General features: G+C 46.4%; 9 protein-coding genes. 2 read left to right on the top strand and 7 right to left on the bottom strand.

Features of this window, described 5'->3' with window-relative positions:
• Positions 1 to 123: 123 nt before the first annotated feature.
• Entirely contained in the window at positions 124 to 969 is an 846-nt protein-coding gene (locus ACFQ88_RS22940; protein ID WP_379457112.1) for a helix-turn-helix domain-containing protein, read from the top strand.
• Between the two features lie 16 nt (positions 970 to 985).
• On the opposite strand, the gene ACFQ88_RS22935 is transcribed toward ACFQ88_RS22940, so the two are convergent.
• Positions 986 to 4,183, bottom strand: coding sequence for a glycosyl hydrolase (locus ACFQ88_RS22935; protein WP_379457110.1), 3,198 nt, complete (start codon positions 4,181 to 4,183; stop codon positions 986 to 988).
• Between the two features lie 153 nt (positions 4,184 to 4,336).
• On the opposite strand from ACFQ88_RS22935, the gene ACFQ88_RS22930 reads away from it, so the two are divergent.
• On the top strand, positions 4,337 to 5,248 hold the full coding sequence (locus ACFQ88_RS22930) for an AraC family transcriptional regulator (RefSeq protein ID WP_379457108.1): 912 nt from the start codon (positions 4,337 to 4,339) through the stop codon (positions 5,246 to 5,248).
• Between the two features lie 181 nt (positions 5,249 to 5,429).
• On the opposite strand, the gene ACFQ88_RS22925 is transcribed toward ACFQ88_RS22930, so the two are convergent.
• From ACFQ88_RS22925 to ACFQ88_RS22900, 6 genes are all read right to left on the bottom strand, one after another.
• A complete protein-coding gene (locus tag ACFQ88_RS22925) occupies positions 5,430 to 12,059 on the bottom strand; it encodes an OmpL47-type beta-barrel domain-containing protein (protein WP_379457106.1) in 6,630 nt (2,209 codons plus the stop codon).
• A 705-nt stretch (positions 12,060 to 12,764) separates the two neighbouring features.
• Complete coding sequence (locus ACFQ88_RS22920; protein ID WP_379457104.1) at positions 12,765 to 13,487, bottom strand: hypothetical protein; 723 nt, start codon at positions 13,485 to 13,487, stop codon at positions 12,765 to 12,767.
• Positions 13,484 to 13,966 (bottom strand): hypothetical protein, encoded by a 483-nt coding sequence (locus tag ACFQ88_RS22915; RefSeq protein WP_379457102.1) that lies wholly within the window; start codon positions 13,964 to 13,966, stop codon positions 13,484 to 13,486. Before ACFQ88_RS22915 ends, ACFQ88_RS22920 begins: the two co-directional genes overlap by 4 nt.
• Before the next feature lie 741 nt (positions 13,967 to 14,707).
• A complete protein-coding gene (locus ACFQ88_RS22910; protein WP_379457941.1) occupies positions 14,708 to 14,845 on the bottom strand; it encodes a glycoside hydrolase family 99-like domain-containing protein in 138 nt (45 codons plus the stop codon).
• Between the two features lie 472 nt (positions 14,846 to 15,317).
• Positions 15,318 to 15,677 (bottom strand): glycoside hydrolase family 99-like domain-containing protein, encoded by a 360-nt coding sequence (locus tag ACFQ88_RS22905; protein ID WP_379457100.1) that lies wholly within the window; start codon positions 15,675 to 15,677, stop codon positions 15,318 to 15,320.
• A 139-nt stretch (positions 15,678 to 15,816) separates the two neighbouring features.
• Entirely contained in the window at positions 15,817 to 16,704 is an 888-nt protein-coding gene (locus tag ACFQ88_RS22900; RefSeq protein WP_379457939.1) for a carbohydrate ABC transporter permease, read from the bottom strand.
• Positions 16,705 to 16,718 lie beyond the last annotated feature (14 nt).

Here is a 16,718-nt window from a genome sequence, read left to right as displayed (position 1 = left end):
TATACGATCGAATATGGGAAACCATATGGTCTGAATTGTCCTATACATAGTTTTTCTTGCTACAATACGGTCGTCATTATGGTAAAATAACAACATGATACAAGTTAGGGAAGTGATTCAGAATTGCTGACTACTTTGTCGTCATTTCAGTTACGAAACGGCGCCTTGTCTTACACTCATTTCATTACGAACAGACCGAACGACCAGCAGCACCGTTCCTATATGCTCGATTACTATGAAATTTATTATCTTATTTCTGGAAGCATCAATTATCAGGTAGAAGGCGAGTCCTATCATCTCAATCCCGGAGACCTTCTGATACTAAATAATAAAGAAGTGCATAGACCCTTCTTTCGATCGGAGGATAGCTATGAGCGGATCTTGCTTTTCTTCAAACCTGAGCTGTGCCGGCCATACTGCAGTCCGGATTACGACCTTCTTCACCTTTTCGAACGCAAAAAGCCTGGCAAATTCAATCGGATTCCCTGCGAGTTGACGGACAAGTCGCGCTTACTAAAATATTTTAAGGATATGGAAGTGCTCAGCAGCCGCGACTTGCCACAGAACCCGCTTTTAATCGAGCTAACCTTCATTCAAATGCTCGTCTACATCAATGAGATTTTATCCGCGAATCCAAATACGTTTGATTTGAAATTTGAATATCACGAGAAGCTCGAGCAAATCATTCAATATGTAAACGAGAACCTGAACCGAAACATTTCGCTCCATGAAATTGAACTGACCTTTCATGTGAATAAATACTATTTCTCCCATCTATTCAAAAAAATAACGGGAGTATCCTATAAACAGTACGTAATCAATAAAAGGTTATCAAAAGCCGCAGAACTACTTAAACTTTCGGTTCCTCCTGCCGAGGCCGCCCAAATGACGGGTTTCGATGATTATTCGAATTTCTACAAAGCATTCAAGAAAATGACCGGGCTCTCTCCTTCGCGGTATAAGTCCTGAAGGTATACACCTTGACTTACTCTGAAACTTCCAAGTCGAATTCCGCGAACAAGCCGTATTCGATCAGATCGAATTCCTCAGCAGGAGGAGGGCCGAACATCGGCGAGCTTTTCCAGTTACCCGGCCAAGCAATGTTGCGAGGCTTCGACGGATCGAAATGTGGGCCCATTAAGTTTTTAAACGATCCGGATACGCGGACAGCGATTTCGATGATTTCTCCGGGCTGCGCGAATTCCGTGATATTCAGGCTTTCCTCGCAGTCGAAGCCGATCATGCCGGCGTACTCGCCGTTCACTTGAACGCTTGTAATCGTACCTCGCCAATCAGGCAACGCTACCCAGACTTCACTAGCGTTATCCGGAACACGTACCTGCTTGTGGTAAACGAATGCCGATCCGTAAAACGGATAGCCCTGCTCCTTCCAAGAGCCGACGACTGGCAGTCGCCTGTGCTTGCCGATTACCCACTCTCCTCCACAATCCGTCGCTGAGAAGTCCCCCGTCAAATAAACGGCTTCGATCTCCATGAAGATTGAGAACGGCTTCGCTTCAAGCAAAATAACGTTTTCTCCCTCCCGAACGGCTTCGCGAATAGAACCTTGCCCCATATGGTGGTCCAGCCAACTGGTGCCAGGATGCAGATCTACCTTGACGCCGTTTACGCTGATGACGTACAATTCCGGACGTTCAACTATCAACCCGATTTCCGAAGGGATCCCTTCGCTGCCTAGACGAAAACGATACTGTACCGCGAAGCCCGTCTTCTCATCGAATGACGACTCCCGATCGAGCAGCCTTTGCTTGAATTGGACCGCATTGTCCCAAGGGTTCGTCGGAAAGCCGTGATACTCATAGGCAAGTCGGCTTGCTTGCGCCGTGTATATCCCTGAGTAGGTTTTTGAGCCCAGAACGAGATCGCAATAGAAGATCGGGAATATATTGGGTTGCTCAGGCGTAACGACGGAATCCTCAGTCGCGATACGCTTTCTTGCCTTTCTTGCCTTTCTTGCGCCTCCGGGCGACCTTCTGCCGCCGACGCTTGCCGGAGCACACGCGATTCTTTCCGGGTAGATGCGGACCAGAAGCGAACCGGAACCGGCCAGTGCAACCGGAATCGAGAGCCTATCCTGATCCGATTCGGGCAATGGGGTTACCGATCCGGTAAGAGGATCCCAAATCTCCCCATAGTGTCCCGGCACGACGAGTCTGTCTTCGAACGCATCCTCAAAGCTGTTGACTATAAAATAAAACGTGCTTCCGTCTTCCAACTCGCGCAACAATTGCGTCACTCCCGCACGTTCCAGGCGACCGGACTGCCATTCGGATCGCGGTCGAAGCGTCTTCCGCAGCGCGGCATCCACTTGCTCGTAGCCATCGACGATTGTCCAGCCTTGCATACCTATTAGCTCTGATACCTGCCAGCATCGCCCGTCTTTTCTCGCCAAACAGTCGTTCCAAGCGATGACCCGACCGCCCCCAGCCATGAATCCGCACAACAATTCCGTCGTCTCGCTCTTCGCGTTCATCATGGCGGGCGGCACGATCACGGCGTCATACTCCCGGTTTGCGACTTTGATTTTCGCCCCCGAAACCGAACCGTGCCGCGCCAGAATATATTCGTCGCCCCAGTCGTAATCCCACCCCGCGTCGCACAAGCGCCCGGCAAGCACCCGGGTTTGATCGAGACCGAGCTTATAGCTTTCGTTATCCTCCAGGTCCTTAGGAGCGAACAAGAACGAGGACGTCGTCGGATTAAGCACGAGAATCCGGTTGAGCGTCTTGCCTTCGGACAGCACGAAGGAAAGCCTCGAGAAATAATCGTTAAGGCTGCCCAGCTCGTTCCACCACGGCTGCCGCCAATCGAATGATTGCGGGTGATCCCGTTTGCGCGCCCCGACGATTGTCGAATAAGTCAAATGTGGGTTCAGAAAGTTGATTCCGTTGGCGTAGAGCCAATCGCCGATCCTTTTGAAATCCTCGAAGGAAGCGTCCCAGCCTCCCGCGCCAAACGCTTCACAAAGCACGCGAGGGCGGTCGAATTGGTTGGCGGCGCTATGGGCTTCCCTGATTCCGATCATGAGGTGGTTCGGCTGAGGCATGAAGCCCCAAGCCGAACCGGTATCGCGAAACAAATAGGTCATCAACATATCGATCGCCGGCCAGTGCATGTACTCGTACAAGGACATGAGGGCCGGAGAACTCCGATTGAACGGATGGGGCCAATTGTGCTCTAAGTAATGACCTGTATAGGCGATCCCGTTGCGTTCGCACCATTCGGAAATCGGTCGAACCGAATTATCTACCCATAGCTGATGGATAGTAGCATAAAAATCGTACCGGACTTGTCCCGCATCCCTCTCCGACTTCGCACATACGGCATCTCGAAACAAGAATGGCAAATAATCGAGCAGATCGTAGCCGTTTCGTTTGGCGAATTCAGAAGCGAACCAATAGCTGAAGGGAAGGAAGTTCGCCCCCTCTTGGAAGAGATTTCCTGGCGATATTTCCGGCTCGTCCGTGAACAACGCAGGAATCGCGGTGCCGAACCTGTCGCCGAAGCGGCTCCGGTATTGTTCATGCGTCGTCTTGAGAAAATGTTCGGTCACTTCAGGACGAAGCAAGTCCGTATAGGCAAAGCCTCCAAGCCAGGTGTTCGTCTCCGGCGTACCGAGCTCGAACACCCAATAGCTATCCCCGTGTCTCGCCCATTCCGAAACAGGTAGCAGCGTTACATCCTCGGCGATTTCCCACACCTCGGAGGTATGGCGCATCGCGAACGCGCGGATCGGCTGGCCGGGACGGTTCAGCATCGGAGAAGATGCCTGAGCGAGCTTCTTCAAATCCTCTGCGCCGTATTCCTTGAAAATGACGCAGTTAGCGAGACAGTCCGGCAATTCCGAAGGCACGTGACCGCCGGCGAATCCGGAAGGATAGGAATTCTCGTCGTAAATGTACAGCTTCAGACCGAGTCTTTCCGCCTCTTCCAACGCCGTGGTCCACAAAGAGAACCATTCCTCGGACAAGTAGGGCGTGACAAGGCCCGGTCTCGGGTGCACGAACGCTCCGCCAAATCCTTTATCCGCCATCTGCTTCAGTTGAAGAAGAATGCGGTCAGGCTGCATGTCGTCGTTCCATACCCAAAGGGGGGCAGGCTTATAATCCGAAGTCGGTTTGACAAATTTATCGCGAAAGTTACTCTCTTTCGTCTCTTTCATCTCCGGCATCCTCCACAACTCATAATTAATTCTTCTCCAAAATAACATAAGAACGTTCTGATGTATTTGAAGTTTTGCCTCAAACCGACTTGCACTTTTCCAAGATTTTTGTTTCATATTTGTTCTATAATAGAGGAGATAGGGGGCTGACAAATGAATCAATCCACGAACCTCGTCCATCATCTTGGCCAGCTTAGCCGTCTGCTTCCCGTCGTACACTTCGCCGAATATTCCCGTCGAGGCATGTATTCCTGGGGATGGCGGACAATTCCCGACTGCCAGTTACTCTACGTCCTAAGTGGACAGATGGAGCTCCAGCTCGGCGGCCGAACCTACATCTTGCTGCCCGGGGATTGCGCTTATTATGGACCGGACAGTCCTCATAAGCTTGTCTCGAAATCGCCGGACACATCGTTTTGCAGCATTCATTTCGACTGGCACAGACAAACGATGACACCAGCGCATCCGATTTTGGGCATTCGTGTTTACGATAATGATGAGCCAGCCGCCGAACCGATCGCTTATACAGTGGATGTTGTGGAACGGGGAAGCGTACCCCTCCCACATGTCTCCCGGGCTTCTTCCTTGGAAAGCCTGTTCATCCCGATCGTGAAGGAGTACCGCGAGCAAGAACCGGGCTTCGAGCTTCAGCTTCGGGCTCACCTGACGACGCTGTTGATTGCCTTTGCTCGGCTGCAACTTGCGCGAATTCCATCCGAACGCGGTCCTATCACCCCCGCGCTGGAGGCAATCGCGTCGGCGCCGGAACGCTCTTGGTCGGTCGCCGAGCTTGCAAGTCTGTGTGGTTATCATCCGGTCTATTTCTCCGAAGTATTCCGCAATCTGATCGGCCAAACTCCGAAAACGTATTTGATGCTCGCCCGCACCCAGAAGGCGAAACAGCTTTTATTATCAGGAGCCAAAATAACGGATATCGTCGATCGGCTCGGCTATGGAAGCATCCATTACTTCTCTCGTAACTTCAAAGAGAGGACCGGTCTCTCTCCTTCGCAGTATAGAATCTACGGGCAGTCCGAAGCGGACGAAAAAGCCGTTCGCGAATAGCGAACGGCTTTCACCTAAACCAAAGGGCATCCCAAATTTCTGACAATTATTATGCTGTTATATTACATCACAACACACCGTCAACACGTAGTTCCTCCATGTCTGTCATTTTCAAGACGTGAGCCCCGATTGAGCAAGGCTCTCATCAAGATCATAATCAGTATCGACATTGATTCACTTCTTAATGCGACACGGTCACCGTCAGCTTATCGCTCGACGTTGCGCCCGCCGCATTCACAAGTTCGCAGCGGTATTCGTACACACCGACTGCCTTGCCGCTGATCACGGTCGCAGCGGTTTGTGCGTTTGGCGTTGCCGCCGTCAGGCTCTTGGAGTCGATGAGCGCACCGTTTTCGTAGAGACGATACTCGGTCGCATTCGTCCCCCACCACAGGTTCATGGACACCATAAAGTTCCCGTCGCCATCCCAGTTGTCTGCTGCCAGCACCGCCTTGCCCGGCCTCGCATCCGTTACTTTCACCACCAGCGGCTGACTGGTCGTCTTACCAACCGAATTAATCAGCTCGCCTACGTACGTATACGTGCCGTTGGCCTTGCCTTCGGCCATCCAGGTGGCGGTTTGCGCAGCCGGCGTCGCTTTCGTCAAATTCATCGTGCTGATAAGCACGCCGTTTTCATACAACTTAAACTGCGATCCGTTCTGGCCCCACCACATATTCATCGTAACGATATAGTTGCCGTCCTGCAGACCATTCGCATGCCCGCTGTTCGACGAAAGCTCCGGCATACCCGGCGCGCTTGTGTCCACGACAGGCGGATTCTTCACCTGGAATGAGATCGAGGCTTCTGTCGTATGGCCCGCGGCATCCATTACGCGATAAGACACCGTATGCGTACCCGGCGCCAGGGTTCCAGCGGGAATTGCCTGACCGCTCGCGATCACGGCACCGTCGAGTGTAAGCGATTGCTCCGCTACGCCGGAAAGGCTGTCCGTGCTCGACAGCTCAAAGGTCAAGGACGCATCAGCCTCTACATCGCCGACGCTGTGGCCCGACTGGGTCAGAACAACCTCAGGCGCTGTCTTGTCGAGATTCAAGCTAAGGCTCTGAACTTCCTCCACTTTCCCGGCCTTGTCTGTAGAGCGATAGCTCACTGTATACTTGGCGTCTTGATCAAAAGTGACCGGAGTCGCATAGTTTTGCCATGTATGACCGCCATCGAGACTGTACTCGGTCTTGGCAAAGCCTGAGTTGTTGTCGTATACACTATCGTACACGCTAAAGGAAACCGTTACCGGATGGACATACCAGCCGTTCAAGCCGTCAGGCTGCCGCGGTGTCAAGGCGGCCGTCGTCTTCGGCGTCGGCATCGGTGTCTTATCGATCACAACACTTGCGTTATCATACCTCATACTAGCTTCATCCACATAAAACTCATTTGTATTATCTCCATTTCCACGGACTTGGAATACAGCATACTGTAATTTCCCTGTCCATGTTATTTTGACAGAACCATGTAAATTTCTATAAGAAACATTATCAGCCTTTCCATTCACAGTGAAGTAATGTACGCCTGTGTCATCTTTCGTTTGTACATACACAATCGCTTGATTTGGAGTCGTGATTTGATTAAGGTTCCACACTGAATTGCTATTGGGAACTGTAAGCGCTTTGCCATTGCGTTTATTTATTATTTCATAACTGCTGCCCTCTCCTACCCCATATACATTAATTTCTGTAGCAGACGCAGAGGCCCAGCTTAATGTGGACCCCGTAACCGTTACTCTCACATATCTTGCCGTAACGTTACTCAAGGCATCGCTGGTTAATTCGTATGTCGAATTATTTGTCTTGTCAACCTGAACGGTATAAGTAATGTCGTCGTTGCTAGTTTCAATTTTGTATTTGTACGCCCTGCTACTGCTGCTGCTATTAAACCAATTAATATCCACTTTGCTCAGGTTTTGGGATAAGCCCAAATCCACCTTCCACCATTGTGGATAGGTACCGTCGCTTGCCCCCCATCTGGTAGCAGTACTACCGTCATTGCCCTTTGACGCTTCGTTGCCTGTTTGACTTGAGCTCGCGCTTGCCGTCTCTCCTTGCGACAATAAAGGCTGAGCTTTTACTAATCGCCAAAGTTCATTGTCCCCATTCACAGGGTCGGAACCTACAATATCATCCCATTGAACAACCCTGGCTCCGTTTGTACTATCAATGGAGACTAATTTTCCAGTCCTTTCGTTTTTTATTTTGTAATACCCTCCGCCTGCATCGATGAAAGTCCAGTTTTGCAACGTCCTTCCAAGAGAAGCTAATTGTCCCAGGGGATCGCCGTTGATCGTACTATATAATGGAGGTGTAAGGTATCCACTGTTACTAGCATTAGTTATGGTATACTTGGCTCCAGATACAACGCTGGAACTTCCCGGCATTTCCTTTATATAAGCAGATAACTCATAGGTGGCGCCATTTCCATTCTGCAACACTTGATCCGTTACATCCTGAGCTATTCCAGTATACGGACTAGTCCTGTTAAATACTTTGGCCGCGAAATTATCATTCCAAAAATCAGAAGAAGCAACACTTGCTACAGATCCCGAGAAAGTAGGCGACCAAAACGCTGTACCTTTTTCAAAATCACCATTTTGGAGCAACTCTTGTTTCCAGCCTTTAGAATATCTGGCATCCAAGGGTGCTTGCGGCCTGACATTCATAAGGTTATCATTAGCTGCCGTAAACGTTTTTCGAATGGCGTTCACATAACCGAAGCCATACAAATTTGAAGGAGCAATACTGTGACCCTCTGCGTACTCTCCCCAGTTTTCCATTAAAACCATTTTATTGGCAAGTGAATTTGCAGGATAGGAAGCCATATATGTGTTCTTGGTATACTGCAAGAAATTATAAAATTGAGAAGGTGTTCTACTGCTGATAAAACTAGGATTCAATTCTAACGGCCACCAATAACGTGGATCTTGGCCTGGACCGGGAGAAGCAATGCCGTCAAGCCCTCCCGCAGTCATTTTATTCTTCCAGTCGCTTAAAGTGCTAATATCAGTTCGTCCCCAGTAAGCATAAGCATAATCGATTCCCATTGCTTTCATTTGCTGAGCTTCTGCTGTAGAAGAGCAATTGGCTATAAATATAGCTCCGTCAAAACCATCCTGTTGCAACTGGCTTTCTATAGCCGCTAACACACTGCTCACATTGTTGTTAAAGGCAGCGTTCAGTTGTGCAGCAGTCCCATATATCATAATAACAGGCTGATTATCTACTTTTACATAATTTGGATTTCTTAAGTATCTTTCCGTAATGAAGGGCAAAACATTATTCATAAAATCAGTCTGACCCTGATATCGCATACCCTCAAATGAAATTGTAATAGCGAATTTCACTTTCGACTGATGTTCAGCTTCATCAAGATAAGAGTCCAGAATACGATGACCTCCAGAAACCAACGGGTCATTAATCTTGCCTTTCCTATAATAAAACATACTTGAGAAATCTATTCCGTTTTCAGCCATCCACTTTATTTGCCAGTCAACCGCATCTTTATTATTTTCCTCTGTTGAATATCCTAAATAGGAGAGCTTATCCGATGATTTGACTTTCCCATAAGTTCTATCATTAGCCTCAGTCCCTAATGCACTCCAGTTTTGAACACCTATCAACCCATCAGGATTATTGACTGAATCGATATATGGCACAGTAGATGGCTGATAATCTCTAACCGTTATGTCCTTAATCACTACATTCCCGGTTTCACTCGCTCCGGTAGAAACCTTAAGTTGATTCAAATCGGAAACTGGATGATGAAAGGGAATAGACTGTGCAATTGTAGTACCGTTAATCGAATAACTTGCTGTTCCCTCCCCGATGTAAGCCCTTACTTTCAAGGTATACCATACATTAGCTTTATAATTAGTCCATAACACATGACTTGCCCCGTTCGAATCCAAATAATTCAGGTTGCCTCCATTCGTCGTTACAATGATGGCATCGTTTGTATTCTGACTTAATTTGATTTGGATATTGTCCATTTTTACAGGAACTGCAAAATTGATCACAGATTCAATAAGATTAGACGAAGTAGAAAAAGATTTGGTAATGCTAGCTTGTTGAGTGGAGGAAGTATCTTTGAGATCTACATAATGTTCGTCCATGGAACCCGTCCGTAAAGTTTGAATGTTGGCGCTTCCCGTACCTGAAAACGTGACTCCGATGGGTGAGGAACCGACAGAATCCCCGATAAAGTCCTCGTGAACTTCTGCAACTTTATAAATTCGATGCCCAAAAAGCATGCGAACAGAACTAGAACCTGTCGTCCCCACAAACACCTTATCGATACTGGAATTCGTTATAAACGCAACTGAAGAGGCTACCTGCGATCCATTCACCCACACACTATACGTGTAATTCGTCATATTCATAACAACTTGAACATTATACCACTGAAAAGCTTGAAGACTGGATATGGAAGATAAAGAGGCATCAGGTTTAACATAATTCAAACTTCCGTTCTTTGTAATAAACTTTATAACATCCTGTCTACTGCTATTGTTTGTTAGTTTCCATGTAACATCATTGATCGAAGAATTATTCAAAGCGAACCTGAAATTCCACTTCAGGGTGCCAGCGTTTTGTTCAGGAATAACTTTCCACGCTTCAACGGCCTTGCCTGTTCCATCATTGATAAATTCTCCATCCCCTGACCAGACACCTTGTTCATCAAACTGACTAAAGGATTGATTGCCAGGGGAATTATTAGCAGATAGAGAAATATAATCAATATCAACCGTGCCATTATTCGCATTGCGTGCAAGATCAAGTCTTATTGATAATACATTCGCATTTCCCCATTGTGAATTCGCTTTCATATCAATGATGTATTCTTTAAAAGTGGCATCGTTTGGGGTAATCGTAAAATTCACTCTGTTATTCTCAGAATAACTCGGGTTATTGAGATCGGTAAAATAGACGGCTGCTGAAACATCTGAGGTGTTGTTTTTTAATCTGATTTTCATAAATCGATTTGAGGACCAATTCCCTTGTTTTTCGATTTGCATATAGACCGAATCCGTAACATGCGCTGTGAGAATGCCATACGTCACACTAACTACGCTGTTGTTATAAGCATGCCAATCGTTGAATCCCGTATTAAAATCATCTTTTGCATCCAGGGAAGGACCCTTCTTATACTCGGTATAAGGCGTCTTGCCCTTCTCATCATAGCTGTTGGCGACATAACCTCCATTCTCATTGATTTCCCACCCGCTAATGTAGGGCCCGGTTTCATCGACAACCCCCTCATCCATGTAACGATTTTGCGATGTAACATTCGCCGATGGAGTCAGAACGAAATAATCGATGTTAGAGCTGCCTGAAGGAGCATGATTAGAAGGATCCAAGCGTATTTGCTTTATGGTGTCTTTCCAGTATTGGTTTTGGCTAAGTCCTATCATATATTCCATGTAGCCACTGCTGTTCGGTATGATTATAAAATTTTGGCTCTTCTTTTCGTCCCAGCTCGTATCTGTTGTTGTTGTCCAATACATGGTTCCGAAACTGGATTTCGTGTTATTTTTCATCCTAATTTTTATGTATTTGTACTTAGCAGCATGTATTTGTAGTCCATCAGGAGACAATATTTGTGGATCCCCGCCTGTATTAGACTCTGTCAATATTCCATTTGAAGCACTTATTGTACTTTGATAAGACGCTGTCCAACCATCGTTACCGTTACCAAAATCATAGGCTATATCTGGAAGCAACTCTCCTGTATAAATGCCAATGGATTCAATGGCAAGTGTTCCATACGATGCTTCTGTGGTGAGATTAAACTGGAGCTGTTTAATAGAACCTATCCACAAAGATACAGCACTCATATCAACAAGGTATTCCGTCAAATTGGGGTCATTCGGAATAATGGTAAATGAAGCACTTTTCGAAGCATTCCACGTTGTGTCAGCGGTAGTAGTAAAATAAATTTTAGCAGTTGAGGCTGATGTGCCATTTCTCATTTTTATTTTTATATATTTAAAATAAGCTGTTGCAAGTGCCAGGTTATCCGGTGATTTAAAACTCGGATCAATTCCTGTAACTGCTACATTCAGCGCCGAATTTACCAAAGAGCTCGTTGCATTTAGACTTGTCGTTACACTAGAATCAAACAAACGGTTTGTGCTGTTCGTAAAGTCATTGAATCCTTGTGCATCATTCGAAAATTTGAATAGGATATCGGAAGGAGCCGAGTCGGGATAAACACCCATTTGATCAATGGATATGGTTCCAGTGGAAGCATTGTTGGCCGGATAGATTTTAAATTGCTTAATATGTCCTGTCCATGATTCATAAGAGCTAAAATCAACAACATACTCTCTATATATAGCATCGTTGGGTTGCAGAGTCACATTGGCGACATTAACAGCTTGCCAATTGGGATCTGCATCCGTCATAAAATAAACCAGCATCTCATTTGCAGCGGTGTTGTTTTTCAATTTAATTTTAAACGATTTATAATTTAAAGCGTCCAGGCTCAGGTTGTCTTCGCTTAGAAAAGAACCATTGGCCCCTGTAACATTTAGTTGCAATGCACGATCAGAAGTGCTGACCGAAAGATTTTCGAATGAATTCCACCCTTCGAAATTGTAATCCGGAAGGCCTGGAGAATGAGGGATCGTACTATTCATGTAAAAGTCCCAAATCATAGGTTGCAAACTCGGATTCGTTGTATTATTTATTTCTGCTTTCGCAACTGTTGGAAAGAAGGAGAAAGTAAACATCCCTGACAAAAGGGTTGTAATTAATAAGACTACAAAACCAACTTTGGTTGTTCTTCGCAATTTCACGGTAATATAACCTCCCATATTCTGATTTTAAATTCAGAATTTTCTGATACTATTACAGCTATCCCTTTACAGAACATACCACAGGTCCTTTTAACAAATAGTTTTGAGTGGAAATACAGAATAGTACAATCATCGGAAGGGCGCAGACAAAGGACAATGCCATATTTCGGTCGTTCAGACATCAGACTCAGCACTCTGCAAGCTTATTCATCGAATCCAAAATCAGCTGCCGCCGATTTGCTTCGCCTTGCTGAACTGGTTTTCCATCTCATCATGCACTTCGTCGGCGCTGCACCCTCAGATGTTATCATGTGGATGATTTTGCAGCACGTATTTCCACGCCAGCCGAATAAATTCAGAACTACACTCGCCAAGCAATGCCCCTGTTAACGCTTGCATCGGTTCCGCCTCTGGGGAAAGCACAAGACTGACAGCGCATCATTGAAATTCCAAGCGCTTCGACCGCCTTGTGCTTTCGTAAGCGAGCACGCCTTCCCATCGCTTCCAGATGGGTAAACCGGGATGCCTGCTGGTTCTTGGCTTCAACGGGCATCATCGCTCTCAGCTTCTTTCGGATAATGCGGATAGCACAGGATGAGCGATTTTAAGCAATCGCTTTCAGCCAATAAAACAGTCTTCTATCCCAGTGTTTATGGATATCATGCTTTTTTCATTCGGTGACTCAATTTAGTCTCGCGCATAAAGTTATTTACTTCCCACCTTCTGCGATTCGACTTGCTTTTCCGTCTCTTCCTTCCATTCGCGCAGCACGGTATTGATATCTTTTCCTATTTGCAACTCGGCCATCTTTTTCTGCAATGTCGTATTGGCGGTGGCGTCATATTTGCTGGCCACGTATTTAACTGGCTTCATGGCATAGATCGCCTCTATATTTTTATTCGCGGACTGCAGCCGGTTTTTCATCTCTTGTTCCTTGGCCCGATCCGTTTCCAGCATCGGCTCGGACTGGAAGGCCAATGTCAGCTCAAATGCCAGCTCCCTGTGCTTGCTTGACTTTGTAGGGGCAAACATGAACGGATTCGCAGGCCATATCAGCTCGCGGCCGCTATATTTAGGAAATGTGACCATGTCCCAATTAAATTCGCCGAACTTGTTGTCGTGGTCCTCAATAATAGCGCTCGCATTACCCGCATACATCGCCACATCCCTGGTTTTCAAGAAATGCTGCACAATAAAATCGTTATTTGCATAATTATTTTGCTCATCGTAAGCACGCTTGTAAAGTCTCAGCACCTCCGCCCAGCCCGGATTTGCAAGATCCACTTTGCCTTCCGTGTCGGTGAAGGGTAATCCATAGGCAAACGGCAAGTATCGCCATGGCCATTGAATATCAAGCCCATGGTATTCAACCCCTCCTTCGCTTCTGCTGAATCCTTTGGCCAAACTGATCACTTCGTCCCAGGTCATGCCGTCCTTCGGATTTGCGGTACGACTGCGGGTAATCCGTAAAGCTCCCCATTCAAGTTGTAGGCTTTAATCGTTTCCAAATCGCCAGGGATGTACTTCCCCAGATTCACCTTAAATTTTCTAACGAGATCCATATTGTCTGTCATTAGACCCATTTCGTTGTAGGGAGGAATGGTAGAGGCGACCAATTCAATCAAATCTGGCGAAATTCCGCCGGCAATCTCTTTTTGGATCGCATCCGGGTTGGCTGTCATATATTCGAACGTGACATACGGGAACTTCTCCTTGATGTAAGGATGCTCCGTCACCTTCTTCGCATCTTCCGGAGTTCGTAGCCAGGCAATTCGGATCGTTACCGGCTCTTTCGGTTTAACATCACCCGGTTTAACCTGGGGGGCGTCGCCCTCCATCGTCCTACTGCAAGCGGTTAACATCACGATCATGACCATTAATAACAGCAGTAAAGTCGTTTTATTCATTGGAATGACCCCTCCTTTTGAATCGTCGATGCGTTGTAACCGATTACATTGTTAACTAGATCCGTACTTGAACAGTCATGATCTGTTTGGACACAACGGATACCGAATCCGTACGGAATCTAACCGCCTCCAGCTGAAGTATTATCGTTTTTTTGCTTGCTTTAGTGGAGCTTTCGGGTTTCCGCGGAAGATTTCGAAGAAGGCGATACAGGATATGCAATGGGTAGTACTCTGAAGTAACAAGCTTCGTGTTATTTCAAAAATTTCCCCCTTTCGAAATTGCCGTATGAAATAAGAGGCGCCTCTCTTGATTAATAGTATAAAATGGATTGAAGCGCTTTCATACAATCATTTGATGACATTCGAATCATTCTTTTACTTGGAACGATTCCCGGTATTGCTTTAAACCTTTGAATAGTTGGTACAAATGCATGAGCAGCAAGCTGCTGACATTTGCACGAAATCTATACGACAGAACACGTGCAGACCTCCTATCGATCTTACCAAAATATACTTACCTGAACCTCCACTCCCTTGAAAGGGTGGGATTCTTAGCTAGTTAACGGGCGCATACGTTTCATAATTCCCCATTGGTTATTCATTCCTCTCTGAAATGAAGGAGGCAGTGTAAGTGGAATGGCTGCTCCTTGCTGTGAAGTACGGGTCATTAGCCCATACTTTCCTTTTTAATTTAAAAGAACCGGCTCCAGTTAGAGCCAGTTCTGTTCGATGCGATGTCCCTTACTCACAAAATACCTTTTTCAACTCTTCCAGATACCTACAACCATACAAGTCGTCCGGTTGTAGGTAACTTGTTTCCGTCCATTCGTTCCAGCTCTTTATCGTAATAAGAGGTGGCTGAGCCGGGTGAGCATCCAACGTATTCCTTGGCTTTCTCAAAGGCCGCTTGCACCTTCTCAGGCATGATATTTCTTTACAATCCTGAGTCGAACTCCTTAAATCTTGGATTATTGTCCCAGCCTACCGAAACATGGGGAAAGTAAGGGATGGGATAAGTCTTTTCAATTCGAGCCAAATTTTTTACCACGTCATTCATAATATCCTTGTAATCTCTGTCGATATCTGTAAAGTGACAGTACTAATAGTGAAAAATACTGTCAAATCCTAAAAGTTGAACCAATTCGCTTGAAGTAACCTTAACTCCACCATCCACGCTACTTAAATTAAAATTCTGTTCCTCCCACAAGGTCAACTACAGATGAAGTCAAGACAATCCGCCTTTAATGGCTTCAGCTCTGAACCATTCGAAAGCATCCTTGGTAGTGTTAAATCCCCCATAATCCTTTCATCAGGTTGGCAATGTCGTAAATCATGAAAACGGGTTTCCCATCTATAGTGTAGTAAGTGGGTTGGTGGAAGTACTTTTCAATAGTCTTTTCGCAAGTTTTTCAAAATCATTACGATCAACCGCCGCATCCCAAATCAGGCTGTCCCGTAAATGGGAAAGACGGATATCCCATGTGTAGCTTACATTATGTTTAGCCCACATCAGATAAAACTTTACTCGATCGTTATTTCTCACTCTCAGATAGCCGTCATTCAGGCAGTTTTCAAGGAAAGGATGCTTATCATACCAGTACCAGTCATAAATAAATACAGTTACGCCATGATCTGCCGCAGCATCAATCTGCATTTCAATGACATGCGGGTCTGCTTCGTTGACGAACCCCATAAAGGCTTTCTCGGCCAATCGTGACCTCCGAACTTTGCAGCCGCATGTTTTACGGTCTGCCATTCTCCGATTCACTCCGGCCAAATGTAAGCAGCAACATCATATTTTTTAGTCATCCATAATCGCTCACTCTAATGGTGAATTCACTTAATATCAGTTACCCTTTAACGCTTCCCATGACCAAGCCTTTCATAAAATACTTTTGCAGAAAAGGATAGACGAATAAGATTGGCAGAGCGGCAATAAAGACTTGGGACGCTCTTAATGTTCTGTCCGAAATGATAGCCAGCAGCTTTAACTCATCTGCCGAAGCATTCATAAAGGTAGACAAGTCTCGGGACACGATGATAGAGCGCAAATAGGTTTGCAGCGGATAATGCTCCGGCGAATTCATCAGAATCATCCCGTCAAACCAGGAATTCCAATGATGCACGCAAGAGAACAACGTCAACGTCGCAAGCGCGGGAGTCGACAGCGGCACATACATTTTCCATAAAATGGTCCAATGCCCCGCTCCGTCCATAATGGCCGACTCGCTGATTTCCTTCGGCAGCTGCCGGAAAAAGTTCATCAGCACGATGACGCTGAATACCGCCACGGCTCCAGGCAAAACTAAAGCCCATATGGAATCGATCAAATGCAGCTGCTTGATCGTCATGTACCAAGGGATCAACCCGCCGTTGAAGATCATCGTGATGAAAAAATAAAACGCCAGTGCGTTGCGGCCCATCAGTTCTTGTCGTTCTTTGGACAGCGGATAAGCAGCCAAGATGGTCAGCAGCATCTCTAAAACGACGCCAAGACAAACTCTTTTCAGCGTAATGAGAAATGAATTTATAAATTCGGGCTTGGTGAGCGCGAATTTATAGGATTCCAGGTTGAACCCGACCGGCCACATCTTCACTACTCCGGCTGTCGCTGCCGTACTGGAGCTGAACGAAATAGCAAGTACGTTCATAATCGGAGCGATGCAGAGAATCGCGATGAAGACAAGGAATACATAATTAAAGTAGTCGAAGATTTTTTCGCCGAATGTCCTTTTCATGTTCATCTGTGACC

The organism is Paenibacillus sp. NPDC056579 (genome assembly GCF_042793215.1).
GTDB lineage: Bacteria > Bacillota > Bacilli > Paenibacillales > NBRC-103111 > Paenibacillus_S.
The sequence above is the reverse complement of the archived record's forward strand: the minus strand, read 5'-3'. Positions and strand labels throughout refer to the sequence as shown.